At 72.1% G+C, this 22,762-nt stretch carries 22 protein-coding genes; 7 read left to right on the forward strand and 15 right to left on the reverse strand.

The genetic code is table 11. The features are described 5' to 3' along the window. Positions 1 to 28: 28 nt before the first annotated feature. Positions 29 to 661: a metallophosphoesterase gene (locus AB0F70_RS02035; protein ID WP_357442952.1), complete on the forward strand. Its 633-nt coding sequence runs from the start codon at positions 29 to 31 to the stop codon at positions 659 to 661. Between the two features lie 156 nt (positions 662 to 817). On the opposite strand, the gene AB0F70_RS02040 is transcribed toward AB0F70_RS02035, so the two are convergent. Next, complete coding sequence (locus AB0F70_RS02040; protein WP_357442955.1) at positions 818 to 1,048, reverse strand: excisionase family DNA-binding protein; 231 nt, start codon at positions 1,046 to 1,048, stop codon at positions 818 to 820. Positions 1,049 to 1,398: 350 nt separating this feature from the next. On the opposite strand from AB0F70_RS02040, the gene AB0F70_RS02045 reads away from it, so the two are divergent. Continuing rightward, complete coding sequence (locus tag AB0F70_RS02045; protein WP_357442957.1) at positions 1,399 to 2,070, forward strand: class I SAM-dependent methyltransferase; 672 nt, start codon at positions 1,399 to 1,401, stop codon at positions 2,068 to 2,070. A 13-nt stretch (positions 2,071 to 2,083) separates the two neighbouring features. Here AB0F70_RS02045 and AB0F70_RS02050 read toward each other — a convergent pair whose 3' ends face one another. The 4 genes from AB0F70_RS02050 to AB0F70_RS02065 form a co-directional block, all read right to left on the reverse strand. Then, positions 2,084 to 2,830 carry a metallophosphoesterase family protein gene (locus AB0F70_RS02050; RefSeq protein WP_357442960.1) on the reverse strand — a complete coding sequence of 249 codons (747 nt, stop codon included), beginning with the start codon at positions 2,828 to 2,830 and terminating at the stop codon, positions 2,084 to 2,086. A gap of 56 nt (positions 2,831 to 2,886) precedes the next feature. Further along, positions 2,887 to 3,759: a hypothetical protein gene (locus AB0F70_RS02055; protein WP_357442963.1), complete on the reverse strand. Its 873-nt coding sequence runs from the start codon at positions 3,757 to 3,759 to the stop codon at positions 2,887 to 2,889. 136 nt (positions 3,760 to 3,895) lie between these two features. Beyond that, positions 3,896 to 6,418, reverse strand: a complete 2,523-nt coding sequence (locus tag AB0F70_RS02060) for a tetratricopeptide repeat protein (RefSeq protein WP_357443587.1) — start codon at positions 6,416 to 6,418, stop codon at positions 3,896 to 3,898. Positions 6,419 to 6,489: 71 nt separating this feature from the next. Next, positions 6,490 to 8,691, reverse strand: coding sequence for a DEAD/DEAH box helicase (locus tag AB0F70_RS02065; protein ID WP_357442965.1), 2,202 nt, complete (start codon positions 8,689 to 8,691; stop codon positions 6,490 to 6,492). A gap of 64 nt (positions 8,692 to 8,755) precedes the next feature. Here AB0F70_RS02065 and AB0F70_RS02070 point away from each other — a divergent pair, with 64 nt between their 5' ends. Beyond that, a complete protein-coding gene (locus AB0F70_RS02070; protein WP_357442968.1) occupies positions 8,756 to 9,400 on the forward strand; it encodes an MSMEG_1061 family FMN-dependent PPOX-type flavoprotein in 645 nt (214 codons plus the stop codon). 1 nt (position 9,401) lies between these two features. Here the strand turns inward: AB0F70_RS02070 and AB0F70_RS02075 are convergent, their stop codons facing one another. Further along, positions 9,402 to 10,067 carry a GNAT family protein gene (locus AB0F70_RS02075; protein WP_357442970.1) on the reverse strand — a complete coding sequence of 222 codons (666 nt, stop codon included), beginning with the start codon at positions 10,065 to 10,067 and terminating at the stop codon, positions 9,402 to 9,404. Positions 10,068 to 10,375: 308 nt separating this feature from the next. Between AB0F70_RS02075 and AB0F70_RS02080 the strand changes: the two genes are divergently transcribed. After that, positions 10,376 to 10,744 (forward strand): helix-turn-helix transcriptional regulator, encoded by a 369-nt coding sequence (locus AB0F70_RS02080; protein ID WP_357442972.1) that lies wholly within the window; start codon positions 10,376 to 10,378, stop codon positions 10,742 to 10,744. A gap of 40 nt (positions 10,745 to 10,784) precedes the next feature. Here the strand turns inward: AB0F70_RS02080 and AB0F70_RS02085 are convergent, their stop codons facing one another. Next, complete coding sequence (locus AB0F70_RS02085) at positions 10,785 to 11,864, reverse strand: glutamate--cysteine ligase (RefSeq protein ID WP_357442974.1); 1,080 nt, start codon at positions 11,862 to 11,864, stop codon at positions 10,785 to 10,787. Positions 11,865 to 11,937: 73 nt separating this feature from the next. Beyond that, on the reverse strand, positions 11,938 to 13,842 hold the full coding sequence (gene dxs / locus AB0F70_RS02090; protein WP_357442976.1) for a 1-deoxy-D-xylulose-5-phosphate synthase: 1,905 nt from the start codon (positions 13,840 to 13,842) through the stop codon (positions 11,938 to 11,940). A 184-nt stretch (positions 13,843 to 14,026) separates the two neighbouring features. Here dxs and AB0F70_RS02095 point away from each other — a divergent pair, with 184 nt between their 5' ends. Next, positions 14,027 to 15,478 (forward strand): GuaB1 family IMP dehydrogenase-related protein, encoded by a 1,452-nt coding sequence (locus AB0F70_RS02095; protein WP_357442979.1) that lies wholly within the window; start codon positions 14,027 to 14,029, stop codon positions 15,476 to 15,478. 6 nt (positions 15,479 to 15,484) lie between these two features. Here AB0F70_RS02095 and AB0F70_RS02100 read toward each other — a convergent pair whose 3' ends face one another. From AB0F70_RS02100 to AB0F70_RS02115, 4 genes are all read right to left on the reverse strand, one after another. Then, on the reverse strand, positions 15,485 to 15,787 hold the full coding sequence (locus tag AB0F70_RS02100; RefSeq protein WP_357442982.1) for a helix-turn-helix transcriptional regulator: 303 nt from the start codon (positions 15,785 to 15,787) through the stop codon (positions 15,485 to 15,487). Next, the gene (locus tag AB0F70_RS02105) at positions 15,784 to 16,074 is read right to left on the reverse strand and encodes a type II toxin-antitoxin system RelE/ParE family toxin (RefSeq protein ID WP_357443589.1); all 291 of its coding nucleotides are present in this window, start codon (positions 16,072 to 16,074) and stop codon (positions 15,784 to 15,786) included. Before AB0F70_RS02105 ends, AB0F70_RS02100 begins: the two co-directional genes overlap by 4 nt. A 197-nt stretch (positions 16,075 to 16,271) precedes the next feature. Next, positions 16,272 to 18,323: an AAA family ATPase gene (locus tag AB0F70_RS02110; RefSeq protein ID WP_357442984.1), complete on the reverse strand. Its 2,052-nt coding sequence runs from the start codon at positions 18,321 to 18,323 to the stop codon at positions 16,272 to 16,274. Between the two features lie 89 nt (positions 18,324 to 18,412). Further along, positions 18,413 to 18,841: a DUF1801 domain-containing protein gene (locus tag AB0F70_RS02115; protein ID WP_357442987.1), complete on the reverse strand. Its 429-nt coding sequence runs from the start codon at positions 18,839 to 18,841 to the stop codon at positions 18,413 to 18,415. 92 nt (positions 18,842 to 18,933) lie between these two features. On the opposite strand from AB0F70_RS02115, the gene AB0F70_RS02120 reads away from it, so the two are divergent. Together AB0F70_RS02120 and AB0F70_RS02125 are read left to right on the forward strand one after the other, a co-directional pair. Next, positions 18,934 to 19,824, forward strand: coding sequence for an aminoglycoside phosphotransferase family protein (locus AB0F70_RS02120; RefSeq protein ID WP_357442990.1), 891 nt, complete (start codon positions 18,934 to 18,936; stop codon positions 19,822 to 19,824). Between the two features lie 29 nt (positions 19,825 to 19,853). Next, a complete protein-coding gene (locus tag AB0F70_RS02125; RefSeq protein WP_357442992.1) occupies positions 19,854 to 20,555 on the forward strand; it encodes a DUF4241 domain-containing protein in 702 nt (233 codons plus the stop codon). A 16-nt stretch (positions 20,556 to 20,571) separates the two neighbouring features. Here the strand turns inward: AB0F70_RS02125 and AB0F70_RS02130 are convergent, their stop codons facing one another. The 3 genes from AB0F70_RS02130 to AB0F70_RS02140 form a co-directional block, all read right to left on the reverse strand. Further along, positions 20,572 to 21,504: a threonine/serine dehydratase gene (locus AB0F70_RS02130; protein ID WP_357442995.1), complete on the reverse strand. Its 933-nt coding sequence runs from the start codon at positions 21,502 to 21,504 to the stop codon at positions 20,572 to 20,574. A gap of 31 nt (positions 21,505 to 21,535) precedes the next feature. Beyond that, positions 21,536 to 22,222: a CoA pyrophosphatase gene (locus AB0F70_RS02135; protein WP_357442998.1), complete on the reverse strand. Its 687-nt coding sequence runs from the start codon at positions 22,220 to 22,222 to the stop codon at positions 21,536 to 21,538. Between the two features lie 61 nt (positions 22,223 to 22,283). Then, positions 22,284 to 22,673: a hypothetical protein gene (locus AB0F70_RS02140; protein WP_357443000.1), complete on the reverse strand. Its 390-nt coding sequence runs from the start codon at positions 22,671 to 22,673 to the stop codon at positions 22,284 to 22,286. Positions 22,674 to 22,762 lie beyond the last annotated feature (89 nt).

Below are 22,762 nucleotides of genomic sequence, written 5' to 3' on the forward strand. Positions count from 1 at the left end.
CGTGGGAGCGGGTTGAATGCGTCATGCCATGACTACGTACTACACATCCGACCCGCATTTCGGACACGCGAACATCATCCGGTTCTGTAACCGGCCATTCCCCGACGTCTCCGCGATGAATGCCCGCCTGGTCCAGCTCTGGAACGAGACGGTCACCGACGACGACACCGTGTGGGTGCTCGGCGACGTCGCCCTCGGTGCGCTCGACGAGTCGCTCGCCCACATCGGCCGGCTGACGGGGCGCAAGCTCCTGGTGCCCGGAAACCACGACCGCTGCTGGGAGGGTGAGCGCGCGCTGCGCAAGGGCGACCCGGAGGCGCGCGAACGGCGTCGGGCGAAGGAGAGGCAGCGGTACCTGGACGCGGGCTTCGCCGAGATCCACGACCGACCCGAGCCGGTCACCGTGGGCGAGCACAGCGTCGTGCTGTCGCACTTCCCGTACGAGGGCGACTCGCACGGCGAGGACCGGTTCGTCGAGTACCGGCCGGCGGACCAGGGCGCCTGGGTGGTGCACGGCCACGTGCACGACAGCTGGCGACGGCGCGGCAGGCAGATCAACGTCGGCGTCGACGCGTGGGGCGGGCGTCCAGTACCTGCCGAGACCATCGCGGGCCTGCTGACCGAGAGCTCGCACGACCTGGAGCCGCTGGGCTGGGCGTGAGCCGGACCGAGTCCGGTCCCCGCCCCAAAATGACAAGAGCGCACGTTCTCAGGTGATGAACGTGCGCCCAGGCGTCAGGGTGCGCGGCGTCGCTGGTGTGCGAGGCGCACCCGCTGCGTCAGCGGAAGCGCCAGGGCGCCGGCCGCCGCGCGGGGGTCATGCGGATACGAGGGACTCCGCGTCGCGGTGCTCGCGGTCCGACTTGTAGGACGCGATCTCCGCTGCGTTGAACATCAGGTCGCTGCCGACCATGTGGTAGTCGATCTCACCTGCCTCGAGAAGGTCGATGACGTGCAGCTTCGACACTCCCAGCAGACGCGCGGCTTCGAGCGTCGTCAGGTCCTGGTGCGGTCGGTTGACTTCTGCTTCCAATGTGATTTCGTTCACACCGCTAGTCTTGCGCGCCCAGGCGGCCGGAGTCCAGTCGAATCGGTGCGAGTTTCGATATCCGTCGATGATTCTTTTCTCCGCCAGAGGTGGGAGCGCGGCAATTGCTCACACCCGCGGCCGGGCCAGTGAACCGCGCGGCCGCGGAAGGTGTGACACGATAAGCGCCATTCCGCCGGTCCCGAATGGGTCCGACGGTTTTCCTGGTCAACTGGCGGATCGGAACGATCCATCGCGCGCAAGGGGGATGGATGGCCGCGCCGTCCGCAGTGCCCGCACTGATTCCGGCCGACAGCGGCGCTTCCCCAGATCTTCAGTCGATTCTTGAAATCAATCGCGCCGCTTATGACATGCTCGCCGGTACCTACAAGGGCACAACCGGGATACGTCAAGAAAACGCCAAGAAATGGCTGACGCAGCGCCTTCCGCGGATAACCGCCACTGCACATCCGACGGCACTGGACATCGGCTGCGCCGACGGAACCCACTCGCGGGTCCTGTCCGCGCTCGGCTACGCGGTCACCGGCGTCGACTTCTCGGCACCCATGATCGCCGCGGCCCGCGAGCTCTCGGACGACCCGACCCTGCCGAACAAGCCTCGGTTGCTGCACGGCGAGTTCCTGGCGGGCCGATACCTCGACGACCAGGGCGCGGAGGCACCGCTCGACGGCGAACGGTTCGACCTCGTCCTCGCCACCGCTTTCGTCCACCTCTTTCCGCCAGAGTCCGATGACGACGCCGTGCGCAAGGTCCTCGGCCACGTCACCCCGGGCGGCACTGCCCTGATCTCGACGACGGCGGACGCGGCGGACCGGCAGGGCCTGGAGATCAAGGCCGGCGCGGACGGCCGGACGGCCCACCGCTGGCGCAACCACTACACGGTCGAGTCCTTCATGTGGCTCGTGCGGGAGGCCGCCCGCGACGTCTACGGGGTCAAGGTCCCGGTCCGGCCCTGGGTGGTCGTCGACCCGGACGCCGGCGACAAGCTCTGGATCGATGTCGTGGTGGACCGCCCCGTCTGACCGGATCTCCTGGTCACACCTCCTGGACCCCGCGCCAGACCGCCGTGCGGAGCTCGACCGCATAGGGCTCCAGGGCCGGCATGCCGAGGCGTGCGGCGGCCGCGATCTCGGCCTCGATGTCGTACGGCACCCGGACGAACTGGAGCCCGAACGGTGCCTGGCCCGGCTCGTCCACGACCCCCTCCAGGATCGCGTAGCTCGGGACCGGCTCGTCCAGCGGGTTGCCCACGCTGCCGACGTTGAACAGGGTGCGCCCTCGCTCCACCTCGACGTAGGCGTCGTGGATGTCCCCGTAGCCGACCATGGACGGCGCCGGACCGTCCCCCGTCATCGCGGTGTTGGCGAACATCCCGGCGAACTCCTCCGCCGTGTGCTTGGCGCGCACCCGCACGTGCGGGCTGGTCGCGGACGCGTGGAACAGCCTGATGTGCCGCCCGCTGACCAGCAGGTCGTGGCTCATCGGGAGCGCCCTCAGCCAGTCATGCTGATCCGGGCGCAGCTCGTCGCGCCACCAGATCATCTCGGGCGCCGACTCGTCGCTCCAGACAGGCAGGTGATCGTCCCAGTTGCCCCGGATGTTGACGTCGCACACCTTGTCGCACCGGTCGACGACCTCACCGCCTCGTGGGCCCTTCCCCACGAAGTCGCCGAGGTTGATGATCCGATCGACACCGCGCGACTCGATGTCGTCGAGCACGGCATCGAGTGCGGTGAGGTTGCCGTGCACGTCGCTGATCAGGGCAATTTTCTCCAAAGGCACACACCGGATAGTGCCACATCTCGGCCCGGTGTTGCCCGCTTTCAAGTCGTCCGGTTTCAGGCGGACCGCGCATCCTCCTCACCGAGCGCGAGCCCTTCGTCCCCGCGCCCCAGCGCCCGCGGACGACGTTCGGCCGGCACCGGGTGCCCGACCGCCAGGGAGAGCGAGTGCAGGACGTGGTGCAGGATCGGCGGGTTGAGCTCGTCCTCGTCGTCGTACCGCGTCAGGCCGATGCCGAGCCGCTCGATGGACTTCCGGTAGAGGTGGAACTCCACGTAGCCAGAGGCCTCCGGCGTGCCCGGGTCCCGGATCGAACCGCTGTACTGGACGGTGGTCCGGTAGGTATGGATGTTCAGCTGCCCACGGCCCTCGGCGTTGATCTCGCGCGCGAGCCCTTCCAGCCGCTCGTGCGCCTGCCGGACCTGCCCGATGAACGCCTCGTCCCGGTCGTAGTACCCGTCGATCGTGGCGGCGATCGCAGGCTGGTCCACGAGCCACTGCGGGTCGACCTTGATGACGTCGACGTCCACTCCGCGGTTCACCATCGCCCGGATCAGGCTGGGGTCACGTGCGACGCTCGTCATGCCGAACCCGAAGACCACCACCTGGCGCCGTGCGGACTTCCAGATGTCGAGGGACGCGTTCCGGTGCTCGCGGTCGGCACTGACCCACTCGATCCCCCGGTACTGCCGGAGCTCGTTCAGCAGCCGAGCCCGCTCGAGATCGGCCTCCCGCTCCACCCGCTGCCGGACGGCGATCGTCTGTTCGAACAGGTACACGACCGCGATGACGACCGTCGCGACGCCGGTGCACCAGATGATGGGGATCGTCACCCGGGGCGGCATCACGTCGGGAATGAAGGTAAGAACGAGGTTGGACGTCGCGCCGAGCGCGACGACCAGGAGACTTCCCCGAGCCCATCCCTGCATCTGGACCACCCCCAGGATTCGCGCACACGACCTGGTATCACCAATCCGATTTTAAGGCAACGAATCAGTCAAGTCTAGATAAATACTGGAACCTCTGTTTCGCTCGGCAACTGCAAGGGCACACTGGGGCCAGAGATCACACCGTCGTGAGCCCGCTCAGCTCCTCGGCCTCTCCCCTGGCCTGCCGCGCCTCGGCGAACCGCTCCTGGTCGTGCAGCGCGAGCGCCAGCACGCGCAGCGCCGCCGCGAGGCTCGGCCGGTACTTCGGTGCGTTCTCCGCGACGAGGTCGCGCAGGAGGGCCACCGCCTCGCTCGCTGGTGCCACCGCCTCGTCACCGAGCTTGAGGACGGCGAAGATCGAGCTCAGGTTGGTCAGCGACCGCGCCAGCCGGGGACGGTAGCGGTGCGGGTCGGTGCCGACCAGCTCGCGCCAGGTCCTGGTCGCCTCGCGCTCCGCGTTGAGCGCGTCCTGCGGACGGTCCAGCCTCGAGTGGGTGACGCCGAGCGCGGACAGCGCCTCGGCGAGCTCTGGCACGTACCGTCCGGGGTTGTCGGCGGCGAGCCGCCGCTGCACCCCTACCGCCTCCTGCTGCAGCTCGAGGCCCTCCGCCCGCCTGCCGAGGCCCGACAGCTGCGTGCCCAGCGCCCGGAGCGAGTGCGCGAGATCCGCCAGGTAGCGGCCCGGGTTCTCCTCGGCGGTCCGGCGCCGGATCGCTACCGCCTTCTCGAGGTATCGCAGCGACTCCACGCTCCGGCCCTGGTCCGTGAGCACGCTGCCCATCACCTCGAGCGAGTCGCCGAGCCCCGACAGGTGCTCGTCGGGATCGGCGTGGGCCAGTCGCCGGCGGATCTCCAGGGACTCCTCGGCGGCCGGCAGCGCCTCCGCACCCCTGTCGAGCTCCAGCAACCGACGGGCCACGTTCATCAGGGACAGGGCCAGCGCCCGTGTGAACCGGTCGGGGTTGCGGCCCGCGAGCCCGCGCCAGAGCTCCACCACCTCGCGGCTCGGCGCGAGCGCGGACAACGGCTTCCCCAGCTCGGCCAGCGTGACGGCGAGGTTCGACACCGCCGTCGTCAGGTCGAGCGTGACGACGCCGGGGTGGTCGGCGTCGACGAGCCGGAGGAGGCCGACCGCCTCCTCCTCGCACCGCAGCGCGTCCTGCGGCCGCCCCTGGTCGGACAGCGTCGCACCCAGGTTCGCGAGCACCGCGGCCAGGCGCGGCCGGAACCGGTGCGGGTCCTGCTCCACGAGACCACGGAACAGGGCAACGGCCTGCCGCTCGTACCGCTCCGCGTCGGCGGACCGGCCCACCTCACCGAGCGCCACCCCGACGTCGCGCAGTACCTCGGCCCGGCGCGCGCGGTCGCCGTCGGGGGTGGCGGCGAGCGTGCGCAGCGTGAGCTCGGCGCGCAGCTCGCCCAGCGCGAGCGACGGGTGCGGGAGCGCTCCGGAGACGGTACGCAGCACGTCACCGTCCTCCGGGAGTGCGGCGACGGCGGCCCCGAGCTGGTCGAGCGCGTCGCTCAGGCCCGCGGACCGCCTGTCGAGCCGCTCCACGACCATGCCCGCGGTGCGCAGTGCGGCCCGCCGGGCCGACGGCGCCGCCGCTCCCGCCAGGCACACCCCGAGCAGCTGCGGCGTGTCGGTGAGCTCGGCCAGCAGGTGCGGGTCGACCAGCCGGCGGGGCAGTGCCCGGTGCGGGTCCAGCCGCACCAGCCACCGCCCGATGTCGGCCTCCGCGCCCGGCCGCACCCCTGGCACGACGTCCGCGACGCGCCGCACGAGGCTCTCCGCGGCGTCCGCGGTGCGCACGCCGGTGAGCGTCGCGGCGGCGACCAGGGAGTCGATGGCCTCGGGCAGGAATCCGGCCTCGCCCAGCAGCCCAGCTTCCTCGGCCGAGCGGAACCAGGTCCAGCGCTCGTGCTCGAGCAGCTCGTCGAGGGCGTCCGACACGTCGACCGGCAGCACGCTCAGCGGCCCGCGCACCTGCGTCCGCATGACGGCACAGAGCGCCGCAGCGTGCAGGTCGAGCATGCGGGCACCACCGGGCACCGACCCGACGGCGACCCGGGGCACGGGGATCCCGAGGGCCCGCGCGTACGGCTCCACGAACGCCGTGACGAGCCGCGCGTCCACCTGTCCGGGAAGCACCCCGGCGCTCAGGTCGGCACCGGCCCGCGCCGGTTCGAGCAGCGCCCGGACCGCCAGGTCCGTCGCGGTCAGCCGGTTGAACCACGGGCCGACGCCGCGCGCGACCAGCAGGATCCGGAGCACGCCGTTGCGGCCCCGCGCGGCGGTCCGCAGGAGCTCCGCGAGCGCCGGCCCGCGCGTCTCGGCGTCGTCGAGCACCAGGAGTGCGGGGGCACCGTCGGGGACGGCGGGCAGGGCAGCGGGTTCTGCGCCGTCCGGCACGTCGAGGCAGGTCCAGCCGGCGTGCGCCATCTCGTGTGCGGCCTCGCGGGCGAGGCGGGTCTTTCCGACGCCGCGCGGGCCGGTGACCAGCTGGACCGCTACCGCCTCCGGGCCCGTGCACCAGTCGAGGAGTGCCGCGAGCTCGGCGGTCCGCCCCACGAACGGCACTATGCGTAGTGCCGGGGCGAGCAGCCTCCCGGGCGACAGGGGATACGTGACCGTCGCGCCTGGTGGTGACGTCAGCATGGACACGACGTCAGTGAACCCCAATCCCGTTGGGACCGGATATCACACCCAAATAGGTGGCCGAGGCTCGCTCATGGTGTGCGGCTCAGTCGCTCCTGCTCCTCGGCGAGGATGGTCCGCGACAGCGAGGTCTCGGTCGGTGCTGCGACGTCCACTGCCGACGGCGAGGCGTCGGTGATCTCGGACTGGCGGGCGAACTCCTCGAACAGTGCGGACTTGGAACCGAGGATCTCCATCATCCGCTGGTCCACGGACTGCTCGACCAGGAGCCTGTGCACCTGCACGGTGCGGGTCTGGCCCATGCGGTGCGCGCGGGCGACTGCCTGCGCCTCGATCGTGGGCTTGACCTGCGGCTCGCAGAAGATGACCACGCTCGCGGCCTGCACGTTCAGCCCTACTCCCCCGGCGGTGATCTGGCTGACCAGGACCGACGGTCCGCCGGGTTCGGACAGCGCGTCCACCATGGCCTGCCGCTCGTGCACGGGCACCGATCCGTTCAGCGGACCGACCGCCAGGTCGCCGAGCAGGTCCATGACCTGTTCCAGGACCGACAGGAAGTACGAGAAGACGATGACGCGGCGGCCGCCTTCGACGGCCTCGGTGACGAGCTCGCGCAGGCGGACGAGCTTCGCGGACTCGGCGGCGTCGGACACCGTGAACGCGGCCTGCCGCATCGCCATGAAGTTGCCGGCGAGCACGGCGTCGCGGTAGGCGGCGCCGTCGACCGGGCCGAACTGCTCCCACTCCTCGACCTGCACCATCTCGGGCAGCTCGGTGAGCACGTCCTCCTGGTTGCGGCGCAGGTAGGCGGGGGCGACGATCCGGCGGAAGGCCCTGGCGCCGGACAGGTCGGCGTTGGGGTCGAGCTGTCCGGCGACCTCGGGCTGCAGGTAGCCGACCATGTTCTTGAACTCGGCGACCTTGTTCTCCATCGGCGTGCCGGACAGGAACAGGACGCGGTCGGAGCGGTCGGCCCAGCGCCGCACCTCGCGGCCGCGGATGGTCTCTGGGTTCTTCACGTAGTGCGCCTCGTCCACGACCAGGAGCGCGGGTCTCAGGTCGTACGGCAGGTCGAGCCTGCCGAGCACCTCGAACGTCGTGATCGCGACGCCGCCGCTCTCCAGCCAGCCGGCGGCGGTCTGCTCCCGGTCGTTGCCGTGCATCACCACCGCCGTCAGGTCGGAGTGCTGCTCCACCTCGCGCTTCCAGTTGGTGACGACGCTCGCCGGGCAGACCACCAGCACGTGCGTGCCGCCGGTGGCCACGAGGTGCGCGGCCACGGCTATCGACTGCATGGTCTTGCCGAGGCCCATCTCGTCGCCCAGGATCGTGCGGCGCTGCACCAGCGCGTACTTGGCGCCGAACAGCTGGTAGCCACGCAGGTTGGCACGCAGCAGCGTGCGGTCCAGCGGCTGCGCCTCGACCCGCCGCACGACGTCGGCGGGCAGCCCGCCCTCGGCCGCCTCGTGGTCGTCGCCCAGGTCCACGACCTGCGACAGCAGCCCGTAGTACTCGGCCGACCGGGCCTCGAAGTCCGCCCACACCTCCGCACCCTCCGGCGGCTGCCCGACGGCGGCGCGCACCGCCCGCGCGTCGTCCGTCAGCCGCGCGAGCGCTACCTGGTCCGCGAGCGCGGAGACCGCCGCGAAGGCTGCGGCCTTGCGGTCGGCGGGCGCCACGAGGCGCCGCCAGAGGCTCGTGGCGAGGCTTGCGGGCTCCAGCTGTCCCGGCACGACGGCGGTCACGCGGCGTGCCTCGTCCAGGTGCCGGTGACGGGCGTCGGTGGCCAGCCCGAACGCGTACAGGGTCTGGACGAGGACCGTCGCGTACGGGTCGTCGGGGTCGACGTCGATGCGGAACCGCAGGTCGGCGTCGACCTCCTCGGCCAGCTCGCGGGCCGCTGACGTGGCGAGCTTCGCGGTTCCGGCGCCGATACCTGCCTCGACGAGCCGGGCGGTCCCCGCGACGAGCACCTGGGTGACGTGCGTGAAGCCTGCCTTCTCCAGGACCGCGACCCGCAGCTTCTTGCGCCGGTCCTCCAGGGCCGCGACGCCGACCGTGCGCAGGACTGCATGGACGCGCACCTCACGGGTCGCCGTGTAGGCGTCGCGGACCCGTTCGCGCAGGCCGACGTCGGCGGTGGTGAGCAGCCGGGAGTCGTCGAGCAGGCCGTGCGCCTGGTCCACGATGCGGCGGGCCGCTCGCACCTTCCACTGTCGGGGCGGTCCGGCGGGGGCAGCTGGTGGGCTGGGGAGGGTCGTCTGCTCGGTCATGGCGCTGCGAGCGTACCCGGATGGTCTGACATGCCCCATTTACACCGGGTCTAATCTTGGGAGCATGACCAACGAGCAGAACAGGTTCGGTGGGACCACCGTCACCACCGTCGAGGAGCTCCGCGAGATCATCCCGCCGCCCCTCGGCCCGGCCGCGGGCAAGGTGCGCAGCTCCCTGCACGACCTGGACCGGCAGTGGCTCGAGGCCTCGCCCCTGTGCCTGGTCGCGACGTCGGACGCCGACGGCAACCTGGACGTCTCCCCCAAGGGTGACCCGGTGGGCTCGCTGGTGCGCATCCTGGACGAGCGCACGATCGCCATCCCGGAGCGTCCGGGCAACCGGCGCACCGACGGGTTCCTCAACGTGCTGGCCAACCCGCACGTCGGCCTCATCTTCGTGATCCCCGGCCGTGGTGACACGCTGCGGGTCAACGGCTCGGCCCGCATCGTGCGCGACGCGCCGTACCTCGCCGGCCTCCAGGTGCGCCACAACCTCCCGGTGCTCGCGCTCGAGGTCGACATCGACGAGGTCTTCCACCACTGCTCCAAGGCGTTCCTGCGCTCCAAGACGTGGGACCCCGAAGCCTGGGACCTGGAGATGGTGCCCCGCCGCGCCGTCATCGCGCACACCCTGGAGCGCCCGGAAGAAACCCTCGCCCAGGTCGAGGCGCACTACGGCCCCCAGTACACGGAGACGATCTACGGCTGAGCTACGGCTCGGGGTCCATCTTCAGCATCGCCCGCACCGGCGCCACGCCCTCCAGCGTGACGTCCGGCCGGTGCACCTCCGGGCGCGCGTCCCACATCTCGCGGGTCATCCGGTACCGGTTCTCCGTGGCGGCCTCGCCCTTCCTGTCGACCACGCCGACGCCGTTCGGCGCGTAGCCCAGCGACCGGGTCACCCCGTTGGACTCCGGGTTGTCGTCGAAGGCCTCGGTCCGCGCGTCGGCTGCGTCGAACCCTTCGAACAGCAGGTGCAGCGCCATCAGCCGCATCCGCTTGCCGATGCCCTGGCCGTGGTGCACGAGGCCGAGCCACGAACCGGTCCCCGCCGACCGGGTCACGCCGAACGCCTTGGCGCCCACGCTCTGGACGCCGATCGGCTCGCCGTCGCGGAAGACCGCGAGCTCCAGCGCCCACGCGTCCGGCGACATCTTGCCGCGCGACGACCAGTGGTACTGCAGGAGATTCCGGCGCACCTCGTCCGGCTCTCCGACGTTCCACGGGAAGAGGAACGGGCTCCGCTCGGGCGGGTGGACGCCGGCCACCGCGACGTCGGCCAGGCGGAACAGCTCGGCGTCGTCGGGAAGGCGCAGCTCGAGGTCGCCGCAGGCGACCCGGAGGCCGAAGGGCGGGAAGGCACTGGCGAGGTCCATGCGCAGACGGTTCCAGGTCCCGTCCGAGGCGGGCAAACTGAATTCCCCGACGCACGACCCGGGAGGCGAGGCACACCCCTGTGGCAGGTGCCAGGTCTGCTGATTTTCGTTCGGCTCAGCCCCGCCAAGTTCACCGTGGCTGAACTATTCGGCAGCGCTGAACTCTCCGTGGCCGAGGCGAACGCAGTTCAGCGGACCTGGCACCTGCCACAGGGGTGTACCTCGCCCGGCGGCCCGCGGAGCCGCCTGACCTCCAGCCCTGTGGATGACCCCCGACGCCAGGCCGGTGCACACGGCACCCTGGTCCCATGGCGCGCACCAACTACGACCCGCTGGAGAAGCACCCGTACTTCGACGGCACCCTCGACCCCGATCTCGACGACGAGGCGGCTCCCGCCCTCCGGCCGCGGCCCGCCCCAAACCTCTACCACGACGGGCTGGCCCTGGTGTGTGCGGCGGCGATCCGGTTCGAGGCCGCTCGGCGCGGCCTGAGCCAGATGCAGATCGCCGCTGAGGTCGGGCTCTCCCGCGCGGCCGTCTCGGACCGGTTCCGCGGCAAGACCGCCTGGACCCTGGACCAGGTCGGCGTGATCGCCCAGCTCTTCGGCTGCGACGTCGCCGTCCTGGTCAACGAGCCGCGCAGGCCCGCGCGGGACGTCGCGGGGAACTACTGGTGAGCACGAGTCCCGACGGGTTCGACCACCGGGCCGGGCCGGCTCACTCCAGCGTCGCGTCCGCCGCGCGTTGGGCGACCACGCCGAGGTCGCCGTCGGCCTGCGCCGCCCAGGCGCGCTGACGCGAGGCGCCGTCACCACCTGACCAGAGGGCGCCCAGCAGCTCGGTGACGGTGTCGAGATCACCCATGTCCACCAGGGCGTCGCGGACATGGTCCACCAGTGCGCCGACGACATCGTGCGCGGGGGCCGGCCGCCAGGTCCGCGGGTCGACGAGCTCGCCGGACAGGCCGGACCGCCCCGCCCGCCAGAGCGCGGTGCGCAAGATCTCGACCGGGACGTCGGGTGCGGGCGAGTCCGCCGCGCGCGCCGCCGTCTCCACTAGCCCGCGGGCCAGCGCGGCCAGCAGCGTCGCCGTGTCCGCGGACAGGCACACGTCGGCCACCCGGATCTCCACGGTCGGGTAGCGCGCCGACAGGCGGGCGTCGAAGTAGACCATTCCCTGGTCCAGGATCGTGCCCGTCGCGACCAGGCCCTGCACTGCCGAGTGATACGCCTCCGGCGTGCCGAACACCCGCGTCGGGCCGGCCGTGGGCCAGCGGGACCAGACCTGCGAACGGAAGCTCGCGTACCCGGAGTCGTCGCCCATCCAGTACGGCGAGTTCGCGGACAGCGCCAGCAGCGGAGCCAGCCAGGGCCCTATGCGGTCGAGCACCGCGACGCCCTCGACGTCGCTGGCCACGCCCACGTGCACGTGGCAGCCGCTCGTGAGCTGCTCCCGCGCGGTCAGCCCGAACGCGGCGCGCGCCGTGAGGTACCGGAGCTTGCTGACCGTCGTGCCGGCGAACGCCAGGGGCGAGGTGCCGAGCGCCGCGATGCGTGCGTCGTGGCGCTCGGCCGCCGTCTGGGCGCCGGCCCGGCCCTCCCGGATCGCGGCGGCGATCTCCTCGAGCGTCGTGCGCGGCGGCGTGGCCGTCTCGATCTGCTCTTCCATGAACTCGTGCTCGAGCGGCCCGTCAGCCGGCTCCGCGCTGCCGAGCACCTCCTGCGCTCGCGCGATCGGCGCCCCGTCGTGCGCGACCAGCATCAGTTCCTCTTCGACGCCGACGGTCCGTTTGGTCACTGTTCTCCTGTCGTCCAACGAGGATGTGCCGTTCACCAGGGAAGTCTCACATGTCTCCTGAGCAGCTCGTCCCTCACACCAGCGCGAGCGCCGCGAGCGCGTCGCGCGTGGCGTCGGCGGCGGTCATGCGCTGTGCCTTGACGATGTGGTCACGGCTCGCGTGATCGAGGAATGCCACCGGCAGGCCCACGTGCACCTGCGGTGTCCCGATGCCCTGCTCGCCGGCGCGCTGCGCGAGCATGTCGCCCACGCCGCCGTCGACCACGCCGTCCTCCAGCGTGACGACGAGGTCGTGCTCGCCGCACAGCTTGACCAGGTTCTCCGGGACGGGCAGCACCCACGTCGGGGACGCGACGGTGACCGCCAGGCCGTGCGCCGCGAGCGCCTCGCCGGTCTCCATGGCACAGCCGGCCATCGAGCCGACGCCGACCACGAGCACCCGCCGCGCCTCCGCGCTGGTGGAGCCTGTCGAGACCCCGCCCACCGGAGAGAACCGCCCCACGACATCCACGCCGTCGAGCTCCTCGAGGGCCGGGATGTCGTCGCCGACGGCGCCCTTGGGGTACCGGACCACGGTGGGTGCGTCGTCGACGTCGACGGCGCTGCGCAGCGCGCCGCGCAGGGTCGTCTCGTCGCGGGGCGCGGCGAGCCGCAGGCCGGGCACGATGCGCAGCATCGCCATGTCCCACATGCCGTTGTGGCTGGCGCCGTCCTCGCCGGTGATGCCGGCCCGGTCCAGGACGAAGGTGACGCCCGCCTTGTGCAGGGCGACGTCCATGAGCACCTGGTCGAACGCCCGGTTCAGGAACGTCGCGTACACGGCGACCACGGGGTGCAGGCCGGCGAAGGCCATGCCGGCGGCCGACGTCACTGCGTGCTGCTCGGCGATGCCGACGTCGAAGGTGCGCTCCGGGAACTGCTCCTGGAACGGCGCGAGCCCGACGGGGTGCAGCATGGCGGCGGTGATCGCGACGACGTCGGGCCGGCGGCGGCCGATCTTCACGATCTCGTCCGCGAAGACCTTGGTCCAGCCGAACCGGCTGGCCGCGACGGGCAGCCCGGTCTCGGGGTGGATGACGCCGACGGCGTGGAACCGGTCGGCGATGTCCTCCTCGGCGGGCTTGTACCCGCGGCCCTTCTCGGTGATGGCGTGCACGATCACGGGGCGGCCGTACGCCTTGGCGCGGCCGAGCGCCCGCTCCAGGGCCTCCTCGTCGTGGCCGTCGACGGGGCCGATGTACTTGATGCCGAGGTCCTCGAACAGGCCCTGCGGCGCGACGACGTCCTTGAGGCCCTTCTTCAGGCCGTGCAGCCAGCGCCAGGCGAAGCGTCCGGGCGCGCCGGAGCGGTGCAGCGCCCGGGTGCCCCAGCTGAGGACTGCCTCGTAGCCGCCGGAGGTGCGCAGCGTGTCGAGGTGGTTCGCGAGCCCGCCGATGGTCGGCGAGTAGGACCGGCCGTTGTCGTTGACGACGATCACGAGCTTGCGGTCCCGGCTCTCGGCGATGTTGTTCAGCGCCTCCCAGGCCATGCCGCCCGTCAGGGCGCCGTCACCGATGACCGCCACCACGTGGTCGTCCTTGCCGCGTACCTGGTTGGCCTTGGCGATGCCGTCCGCCCAGGAGAGCGCGGTGGAGGCGTGGGAGTTCTCGACGATGTCGTGGGGCGACTCGGCGCGGCTCGGGTAGCCCGACATGCCGCCGCGCTTGCGCAGCTCGGAGAAGTCCTGGCGGCCCGTCAGCAGCTTGTGCACGTAGGCCTGGTGGCCGGTGTCGAAGACTATCGAGTCACGCGGCGAGTCGAAGACCCGGTGCATGGCGATGGTCAGCTCGACGACGCCCAGGTTCGGGCCGAGGTGACCGCCCGTCCGCGAGACGCTCTCGACGAGGAATCGACGGATCTCCTCCGCGAGCTCCGGCATCTGACCGGGCGTCATCGCCCGGACGTCCTCGGGCGAACGTATGTCGCTCAGCAGGCCCATGCTCGTCCTTTCGTCGTGCCCCTCAGCAGGGGAATCGGGGCCCCACTCTAAGGGTCGCCGACCACTCCACTGTGCCACGGGACCGCTGCCTCCTGTGCCTGTCTCCTGCCTGTCTCCGATACCTCCACAACGATGTGTCCCGACTCATAGGCAGGGTGGGCAGAAGTCCTTAGTGTTGGTGAACGTGCGATTCCTCCCCGAGCAGAGCCCGGCCACCGACCTCACCTACGGCGATGTCTTCCTCGTCCCGTCCCGCTCGGACGTCACGTCGCGGTTCGACGTCGACCTCGCGTCCGACGACGGCACCGGCACGACGATCCCCGTCGTCGTCGCGAACATGACCGCGGTGGCGGGCCGCCGCATGGCGGAGACCGTCGCCCGGCGCGGCGGGATCGCGATCATCCCGCAGGACGTCCCCGCCGACATCGTGGCGAGCGTGGTCGCCGATGTGAAGGGCAAGGACCCCGTCATCGAGACGCCGGTGGTCGTCTCCCCGCACGACACCGTGCACAGCGTGCTGAACCTGCTCGGCAAGCGGTCGCACGGCGCCGCCGTCGTCGTCGAGGACGACCGGCCCGTCGGCGTCGTGACCGAGTCGGACTGCACGGACGTCGACCGGTTCACCCGCGTCTCGGAGGTCATGTCCGCCGAACCCCGTCTGCTGGACGCCGCCCTGCTGGACACCCCGAGCGGGCTGGAGGCCGCGTTCGACGTGCTGCATGCCGCACGCCTCGACCTGGCGCCGGTGGTGCGCGACGGGCGCCTCGCCGGGATCCTCGCCCGCAAGGGCGCGCTGCGCTCGTCCATCTACTCCCCCGCCCTCGACGCGTCGGGCGCCCTGCGCATCGGGGCCGCAGTGGGCATCAACGGCGACGTCGCCGCGAAGGCCAAGGACCTGCTCGCGGCGGGCGTGGACGTGCTGGTCGTCGACACGGCGCACGGCCACCAGACCAAGATGCTCGCCGCCCTGGAGGCGGTCCGGTCCGTCGACCCGAGGGTGCCGGTGGTGGCGGGCAACGTCGTCACCGCCGAGGGTGTGCGCGACCTCGTGGCCGCCGGCGCCGACATCCTCAAGGTCGGCGTGGGCCCGGGCGCGATGTGCACCACGCGCATGCAGACCGGCGTCGGGCGCCCGCAGTTCTCCGCGGTCCTGGAGTGCGCGGCCGCCGCGCGCGAGCTCGGCAAGCACGTCTGGGCCGACGGCGGCGTGCGCCACCCCCGCGACGTCGCCCTGGCGCTGGCCGCCGGCGCGTCGCAGGTGATGGTCGGCTCCTGGTTCGCCGGGACGTACGAGTCGCCCGGCGACCTGAAGTCCGACGGCGCGGGCCGGCTCTACAAGGACTCGTTCGGCATGGCCTCGGCGCGCGCGGTCGCGGCCCGCAACTCAGGTGCGGGGACCGCGTTCGCGCGCGCCCGCAAGGCGCTCTACGAGGAGGGCATCTCGACCGGCAAGATGTACCTCGACCCGGCCCGACCGGGCGTCGAGGACCTGCTGGACGAGATCACGTCGGGCCTGCGGTCCTCGTGCACGTACGCGGGCGCGCGCTCCCTCGCCGAGTTCTCCGAGCGCGCGGTGGTGGGCATCCAGTCGGCCGCCGGGTACCAGGAGGGCCTCCCGGTCCCGACGAGCTGGTGAGCCCCGTCAGGCCGCGCTGATCTCCACCCGCAGGTCTTGGTCCAGCGCTCGAGCGATGCGGAAGAGCGTGGGCACCGTCGGCACCTGGGCCCCGTTCTCGATGCTGGATATCACGGACTGGCTCGTACCAACGCGTCGGGCCAGTTCCGTCTGGGACAGCCCGGCGCCGGTACGCGCGTTGTACACGAGTTCCGCCAGCCGGAGCTTGAGTTCGGCCTCCTGCCCGGCAAGGTCGTACTCGGCACGTTCATCGGGCGTCATTGCCGCAAGCGACTCCGCCTGCAGCTCACGCCAGGACGTCGTCCTCATGAGCTAGCACGTCCCTTCTTCTTGTCTGCCTTCTCCACGTCCCCGCCCCTCCTGAGTTCCTCTGCGCGGGCAGCTTGCGCTCGCCGAGCGCGGAGGACTTCTCCGCGCTCGTTCTGCTTCTGTTTGCGAAAGGTGGTCAGAGTGACGGCACGACGCTGAGGTTCGAACACGTAGGTGATCCGACGGGCAACGTTCTCACAGGTGAACCGCAGCTCGTAGAGACCGTCTCCGAGGGATCGGGAATGAGGCATCCTCAGCTGATTGCCGAGAGACTCGAGCCGGGTCACGAGGTGGGTGCCAGGAGTGCTGAAGAACGTTCGCGTCAGACCCGTCAAGTTCAGCCACGCTGAACTATTCGGGACAGCCCGCAAATCCGGTCCACAGGCGAACGCAGTTCACTCCTCCCGGCACCCACCGAACGAGCACGCCTTGCAACACGCTCGTCACCAAGCATCAGTTGTGCCCTACTGGGCCAACGCGGCGGTCACCCGACGATGACCAACCGCCGGGTCGGGCGGGTGAGCGCGACGTAGAGGTCGCGTTCGCCGCCCGGCCTGGCGTTCCGGATACCCTCCGGGTCGGCCACCACCACGGTGTCGAACTCGAGACCGCGCACCTGGGAGACGGGCACCACGCGGACGCCCGTGCCGTCCAGCTCCGTCGCTATCCCGGCGACCGCGGCGTCGGCGGCCACGACGGCGACGAGCGCCTCCGGGTCGGCCTCCGTCTCGGCCCGCGCCTCCGCGACGACGGCGGACACCAGGTCGCCGTCCGCCGTCACCCGCCGGGGCTCGTCACCGTTGCGCACCGCCACTGCGGGAGCCTGGTGCGGGGCGATCTGCGCGAGCAGCGGCGCAGCCGCGGCCAGCACCTCGGCGGTGGTGCGGTAGCAGACGGTGAGGGTGCGCACGTCCGCACGCCTGGCCAGGTCGCTGCCCAGCGCGTCGGCCCAGGACGCCGCGCCGGTCGCCGGACCCGCCTGGGCGAGGTCGCCGACCACCGTCATGGACCGGCCCGGGCAGCGGCGCAGCACCGAACGCCACTGCATGGGCGTCAGCTCCTGCGCCTCGTCCACCACCACATGCCCGTACGTCCGGGCGGGCGGGCCGTTCAGCAGGTGCTCCGCCTCGTCGAGCAGCGGCAGGTGAGCCGCGGTCCAGGCTCCTTCCGGAGCGCCTTCGACCGTGAGCTCCGGGCGCTGGTCCAGCACGTCGAGGACGACGTCCGCCGCCTCGAGCCGCGGCCACGCGGCCTCGACCGCCCGCTCGAGCGCGAGGTCGTCGGCGAGCTCGGCCCGCAGGGCGCCGGGGTCGAGCTCCGCCACCGCGGCGGCGTGCCCGAAGGCGCCACCCTCGTCCGGGCCGAACCCGAGCCGCTCGAGATCTTTCGCGGCTGCCTTGTCGACGTTCACGCCGCCCGTCAGCACCTCGATGTCCTCGTCCAGCTTGGCGAGCATGACCCGGGCGCGGCCCTGCACCTCGTCTGACACGAAGTCCACGACGAGGTCCTTGAACAGCGACCGGGCCTGGTTGTGCGGCAGGCCGGCGCCGCCGGCGGTCGCCCGCGCCTCGGCCAGCGCGCGGGTGTCCATGGTGATCGCGTCGCCGTCGACCAGCACGGACAGCGTGCCCGCGGGGGCCTGGTACCCGCGGACCGTCTCGGCGAGCTCGTCGGCCAGCCGCACGTCACCGGCGGCGCGGCGCAGCTCGTGACCCACCGCGGGGCCCGCATCGACGTCGAGACCGAGGGCGTCGGCGACGAGGCGGTCGGCGGTGGTCATCGCCACGTCGTTCTCGCCGAGCGACGGCAGCACCTCGGCGATGTAGTCGAGGAAGCGCGAGTTCGGGCCCAGCACGAGCACACCGTCGGCCCGCGCTTCGTCGAAGCCGGCGAGGACGTACGCGGCGCGGTGCAGGGCGACCACGGTCTTGCCCGTGCCCGGACCGCCCTCCACGACGGTGACGCCGCGGTGCGCGGAACGGATGATCGCGTCCTGCTCGGACTGCAGCGTGGACACGACGTCGCGCATGCGGCCGGTGCGCCGGGCGCCGATCGCCTCGAGCAGCGGCCCGTCCCCGACGAGATCCTCCGGGCCGGGCTCCGCACCGTCCAGGAGCTCGTCGCTCACGCGGGTGACCTTGCGGCCCTCCAGGCGCAGGTGCCTGCGCCGGTGCAGCCCCATGGTGTGCGCGGCGGTCGCGGCGTAGAAGGGACGGGCGGCGTCGGCGCGCCAGTCGACGAGCAGCTGGTCGTCGCCGTCGCTCAGGCCGGTGCGCCCGATGTGCAGGGTGCGGCCGTCGGCGTGGTCGATCCGGCCGAAGCAGAGGTGGTGCTCGGCTGAGCCCAGCGTGCGCGCCCGGCGGTTGAGCATGCGGACACGCACCTCACGGGTGAACGCCTCCTCCGGGTCTGTCGACGAAGCGCGTACGGCGTCGTCGAGGTCCGCGCTGACGCGGGCCACCTCACCGTCCAGCCTGGCGTACATGGCATCGACGTGATCCTGCTCGGCGGACTGCTCGATCTGGCGTTGCTGCACCGGGTCTCCTTCGTGTTGGCCTGGGGGTCAACGCGGACCGTTCGCAGAACGTTCCCCGGGTTGCACCGCGCTCGGGCGTGCCGCGCGCCTCAGGAATCCGCTGCCCGCTGCCCGAACGTCCCGTCGGTGACGGTCGCCCAGGAGCGGCGCACGATCTCCTCGAGCACCGCGAGATCGACCCGTTCGAGGTCCTTCAGGTAGAGGCAGCCGACGCCGGTGGTGTGCGGGCCGAGCCCGGCCAGCAGCTCCTCGTGGGCGCCGACGCCGTCCGCCAGGTACACCGTGGTGGCCGCCTTGCGAGGCGCGAACCCCGCGGCGGGCGCGTGCCCGGAGCGGCCGCTCGGGTACTCGTACCGGTACTCGCCGAACCCGATGATCGAGGTGCCGAACATACGTGGCGGCGCACCCGTGACGCGCTCCATGAGGTCCCGCAGGGTCTGCGCGTCGCGCCGCCGGACGGTGGAGGGCACGGCGTCGACGTGGGCGGCGGGGTCTTCGTCGGTCCAGGTGGTCGCCATGGTTCCAGTATGGGCATACCGGTACCGTTGACCGCTCGCTCAGCACGCAGTGCCAGGGCCTCCCGCGCACGACACCAGACGAAGGAGCCGCCGTGGTCGCCGCCGACCTCGACGTCACAGTCGACCTCAGCCGAGAGCTCCTCGAGGAGCAGCACCCGGACCTTGCCGAGCTGCCGCTGGAGCTGGTGGCGAACGGCTGGGACAACGTGATGATCCGCCTGGGTGACGACCTCGCGCTGCGCCTCCCCCGGCGCGAGCTCGGGGCGCAGCTCATGCGCAACGAGCACCGGGTGCTCCCGCTGCTCGCCCCACGGCTGCCCGTACCGGTCCCCGTCCCGGTCCGCACCGGCGCGCCCAGCACGGCGCTCGGCTACCCGTGGCCCTGGGGCATAGTGCGGTGGGCCGACGGCGTCCCCGCGGCCACCGTCCCGGCGGCGGAGCGCACCCCGTGGGCCGAGCACCTGGCGCGGGTCTTCGTCGCGCTGCACCAGCCGGCACCCGAGGACGCCCCCGGGAACAGGTTCCGCGGGATCCCCGTCGCGGAGCGGACCGCGACCTTCGAGGACCGCGTCACGCTGCTCCCCGAGCGGTTCCAGGACCGGGCGAACGAGCTGTGGGCCGACGCCGCCGACGCCCCCGGCTACGACGGCGTCCCCGTGTGGCTGCACGGCGACCCGCACCCGGCCAACCTGGTGGCCGACGGCGACCGGCTCTCCGCCGTGATCGACTTCGGCGACGTGACCAGCGGCGACCCGGCGTCGGATCTCGGCGCGATGTGGCTGACCTTCGACGCCGAGGGCCGGGACCGCTTCCGCCGGGTGGTCGACGCCCAGGCGCGGGACGGCCGCGGCTGGGACGCCGGGATGTGGCGCCGCGCGCAGGGCTGGGCCCTGCTGTACACGGCCATCTGCTTCTCCTACCCGGACACGCACCCGATCATGGTCGGCGTGGGCGAGCACGCGATAGTGCAGCTCTTCGGCTGAGTGTCGGTGGCTCCGGCTACCTTCCTCGCATGTCCTACTTCAGGCCCCTCTTCGCCCTCCTGCCCGGCACGCCCCACCCCCAGACGGTGCACGACCTCGGTGTCCTGCACGTGCCGTCGGGGCGGGTCGAGGTGTCCGACCCGTACGTCGCCCTGGGCGACGGCCTGGTGGCCACCGTGCCGCCGGGATCCTATCCGGTGCGCGTCACCGTCGCCGACGTCTCGGAGGCCCGGGACGGCAGCCACCCACGTGAGGCCTACCTGTCCCTCGTGATCTCCGACGCCGCCCCCGTCGCGGAGGTGCGGCTCGTCTCGCCGGACGGCGCGGAGCCGCCGACCGGTGACGAGTTCTACGGCGTCGGCGTCGACGCGGGCACGGTGGCCTTCGCCGACGCCGGGGCGGTCACCGCCTGCATGCCGCCCCGGGACGAGGACTGGTACGAGGACCTCTTCGACAACGGCACCGAACGCTCCTGGTTCGCGCTCCAGGACGACCCGGAGCACTACCGGAACGGCTGCGCCAACATCACCCTGCCCCTGGCCACGGCTGGCGAGAACATAGTGCTCAGCCACTCCGGCTGGGGCGACGGCTTCTACCCGGTGGTCAGCACCCACGGCGCCGACGGGACGCTGCTCGGTCTGCACATCGACCTCCTGGTCGCCGGTCCGGAGGAACCGGAGGACGACGAGGACGAGGACGCCGAGGAGGCCGTGGTCGCCGTCGGCGTGTGAGCTGTAGCGGCTCGGGTCAGAACCGCACGGCAGTCGTGTTGGCCCCGCACACCAGCACCGCTACCCGCTCCCCCGGCTCCGGCACGAAGCTCCCGGACAGGACAGCGGCGAGCGCCGCCGCGCCGCCCGGCTCGGCCACGACGCGGGCCGTGTCCCAGAGGGAGAGCTGAGCGGACGCGATGGCGTCGTCGGTGACCAGGACCGACTCGGCGACGAACTGCTGGGCCAGCGGGAACATGAGCCGGCCCACCTGCTTGGGTGCCAGCGAGTCGGCGGCGATGCCCTCGGTGGGCGCGTCGACCGGCTCGCCGGCGGCGAGCGCGCGGTGCAGCGTCGGCGAACCCTCTGGCTCGACCGCGACGACCTTCACATCGCCGCGGAACCAGGCGGAGATGCCGCCGATGAGCCCGCCACCGCCCACCGCGACGAGCAGCGTGTCGACGTCGGGCAGGTCCTTGGCGATCTCCAGGCCGAGCGTGCCCTGTCCGATGAGCGTCTCGGGCTGGTCGTAGGCGTGCACCGTCATGGCGCCGGTACCGGCGACGAACTCCTCGCTCGCGGCGAGCGCGTCGGCGTACCGGTCGCCGCCCACGACGAGCTTCGCGCCGTAGCCGCGGATGCGGTCGGCCTTGGCCGGCGAGGTCACGCTGGGCACGAAGATCGTGGCGGGGATCCCGAGCCTGGCGGCCGCGTAGGCGACTGCCGCTCCGTGGTTGCCGCCCGAGGCGGCCACCACGCCCGCGTCGGGCACCTCGCGGGTGAGCAGGCTCGTGAACGCGCCGCGCGCCTTGAACGAGCCGGAGTGCTGCAGGCACTCGAGCTTGAGCGAGAGGGGGTGCGCGGGGCGGCCGAAGTCCGCCAGGTCGACGTCCAGGACGGGGGTGTGGCGCACGTGCGGGCGGATCAGGGCCTCGGCGGCGCGGATGGCGTCGCGGGTGACGTCGGTCATCGGGTGCTCCTTGGTGCGTCGGCGGTGCGGGTCACGAGATGCCGAGCTCCTTCGTGCGGTCCCAGTCCTCGGTCCAGCCGAGCTGGTCGAACATGGCGTCCAGGATCCCGGCGGTGAACCCCCACACGAGGTGGGTGAGGTCGCCGTCGTGCACGTGGAAGCCCGGGCCGCGCCAGGTCTGGTTGCCGCGGCGGGCAACGACCGTGAACCGGTTGGCGGGATCCAGGAGGTCGGCGACGGGCGCACGGAAGACGTGCGCGGACTCTGCGACGTCGACGACGCCGACGGGCGTGGGCCGGGCCCACCAGCCGAGCACCGGGGTGACCACGTGGTTGCTGACCGGCATGGGCAGCTCGTCGAACGCGCCGAGCACCTCGACGCCTGCCGGGTCCAGCCCGGTCTCCTCGACGGCCTCGCGCAGGGCGGCGGCCACGGCATCCTCCCCGTCGTCGGCGCGTCCGCCCGGGAAGGCGACCTGGCCGGCGTGGCTGCGCAGCGTCGCGGCTCGCGCGAGCAGCAGCACGTCGAGGTCGGCGGGCACCGCGAGGTCGTGGTCGTCGCGGTCGGCGGCCAAGTCGTCCAGGACGCCGAACAGCACGAGGACCGAGGCGGGGCGGGCGTCGCTCGTGAAGTCACCGCGCGCGTGCCGCCACGGCCCCTCGAAGCCCTGTTCGGCGAGCGCGACCAGCTGCTTGCGTGCGGATGCGGAGGAGCTCACTGCCCGACCTTAACTCCGGTTCCGGAGGCTCCCGCACCGGGAGGATGTGCACCGGGAGCGTTCACCAGAGGAACGACCGGACAGCCGCCGACACGGCAGCGGCCCGGTCGCGGTGCACCGCGTGCCCGGCGCCCACCACCATCCGCACCCGCACGCTCGGGTTGCGGATCATGAGCTCGACGCCGGTGCGGGGCGGGAACAGGGCGCCCTGGGCGGGGTCGGCGCTCAGCACGAGCGTGGGGACCATGAGACGGCTGATGACGCCGGTGTACCGCCACGGCGTGTTGTCCCGCAGGGTGCGCGCGACCGCCGTGTTGTCGGCGGCCTTCGCGGCGGCCGCGACCGCCGTGACGTCGCGCCGGTCCCAGGCCGGGTGCGCCGCCTGCACCGCCTGGGGCGAGCGCGGGTGGGCTCGTAGCCGTCCGCGGCGAGGGTCTCCGCGAGCTGCCACCACGTGGCGCCGGCCGACACCGTGCCGTGCAGCAGGAGCGCCCTCCCGGGTCCGGCGCCCCAGCGGGTGGTGGCGAGCCGGACTGCCGC

The organism is Promicromonospora sp. NPDC023805, from assembly GCF_040639635.1.
Taxonomy (GTDB): Bacteria; Actinomycetota; Actinomycetes; order Actinomycetales; family Cellulomonadaceae; genus Promicromonospora.

Coding starts and splice junctions, on each gene's coding strand:
- AB0F70_RS02070 (WP_357442968.1), top strand. CDS start 8,756: ATGACCAACGAGCAGAACAGGTTCGGTGGGACCACCGTCACCACCGTC.
- AB0F70_RS02100 (WP_357442982.1), bottom strand. CDS start 15,787: ATGAGGACGACGTCCTGGCGTGAGCTGCAGGCGGAGTCGCTTGCGGCA.
- AB0F70_RS02075 (WP_357442970.1), bottom strand. CDS start 10,067: ATGGACCTCGCCAGTGCCTTCCCGCCCTTCGGCCTCCGGGTCGCCTGC.
- AB0F70_RS02130 (WP_357442995.1), bottom strand. CDS start 21,504: ATGACCGACGTCACCCGCGACGCCATCCGCGCCGCCGAGGCCCTGATC.
- AB0F70_RS02060 (WP_357443587.1), bottom strand. CDS start 6,418: ATGCTGACGTCACCACCAGGCGCGACGGTCACGTATCCCCTGTCGCCC.
- AB0F70_RS02065 (WP_357442965.1), bottom strand. CDS start 8,691: ATGACCGAGCAGACGACCCTCCCCAGCCCACCAGCTGCCCCCGCCGGA.
- AB0F70_RS02080 (WP_357442972.1), top strand. CDS start 10,376: ATGGCGCGCACCAACTACGACCCGCTGGAGAAGCACCCGTACTTCGAC.
- AB0F70_RS02115 (WP_357442987.1), bottom strand. CDS start 18,841: ATGGCGACCACCTGGACCGACGAAGACCCCGCCGCCCACGTCGACGCC.
- AB0F70_RS02055 (WP_357442963.1), bottom strand. CDS start 3,759: ATGCAGGGATGGGCTCGGGGAAGTCTCCTGGTCGTCGCGCTCGGCGCG.
- AB0F70_RS02035 (WP_357442952.1), top strand. CDS start 29: ATGACTACGTACTACACATCCGACCCGCATTTCGGACACGCGAACATC.
- dxs (WP_357442976.1), bottom strand. CDS start 13,842: ATGGGCCTGCTGAGCGACATACGTTCGCCCGAGGACGTCCGGGCGATG.
- AB0F70_RS02125 (WP_357442992.1), top strand. CDS start 19,854: ATGTCCTACTTCAGGCCCCTCTTCGCCCTCCTGCCCGGCACGCCCCAC.
- AB0F70_RS02045 (WP_357442957.1), top strand. CDS start 1,399: ATGCTCGCCGGTACCTACAAGGGCACAACCGGGATACGTCAAGAAAAC.